Below are 580 nucleotides of genomic sequence, written 5' to 3'. Positions count from 1 at the left end.
CTGCGAGGATCAGGCGCAGCGCGACCGGATCATGCTGGCGAGCAATGCAACGGTTCCGTTCAGTCATGATTGCCTCAACCCGGTCGCGGGCACAGCACCAGACTCGATAGCAGGTCGGGTCTGCCGGCACTTCGGCGGCTGCTTGCGCTGCCCAGGGCTGGTCATACCGATCAATGTGGAACACATGGCGCGCATCCTTCAGGCGATCGGCGAACTGGAGCGGGCGCGTGAACGCATTGATCCGCGTCGCTTCGAGCTCTTGTATGCGCCGAGCCTGCGCATCTTGGTCGACGACATCCTGCCGGACTTCCCGCAAACACTGCGAGGTGATGCCGAACAACGAATGCTGGCTCTCGCACTGCTTCCGGCGCTGGAGTGAGCGATGACGGCTTCCACGGCACCCAATCTTGTCGCCGCCGTCAGGCCGGCCCTTCGGATATCGGCACGGTCCGTATGGTCCGATCAGGTCTGGCATCTCGACGGTCATCGCCCTGGCAGCAACCGCAGCGACTTCTCGCTTGACTGGGGTTTTGTTCTTGCTGACGACAGCCGGTTCAGTGATCCGCGATGGGCTGACTGG

The 580-nt window shown here is 62.8% G+C and carries 2 protein-coding genes; both read left to right on the top strand.

Going from position 1 to position 580, the window contains the following annotated elements; all coding sequences use genetic code 11:
* Positions 1–379: hypothetical protein (locus AACY49_RS30040; protein ID WP_339527861.1), on the top strand; the 379-nt coding region annotated here is incomplete at its 5' end.
* A gap of 3 nt (positions 380–382) precedes the next feature.
* Positions 383–580 (top strand): hypothetical protein (locus tag AACY49_RS30035; RefSeq protein WP_339527859.1); only part of this gene is annotated, 198 nt, incomplete at its 3' end.

Source organism: Pseudomonas sp. EL_65y_Pfl2_R96 (genome assembly GCF_963970905.1).
Classification (GTDB): Bacteria; Pseudomonadota; Gammaproteobacteria; order Pseudomonadales; family Pseudomonadaceae; genus Aquipseudomonas.
The sequence above is the reverse complement of the archived record's forward strand: the minus strand, read 5'-3'. Positions and strand labels throughout refer to the sequence as shown.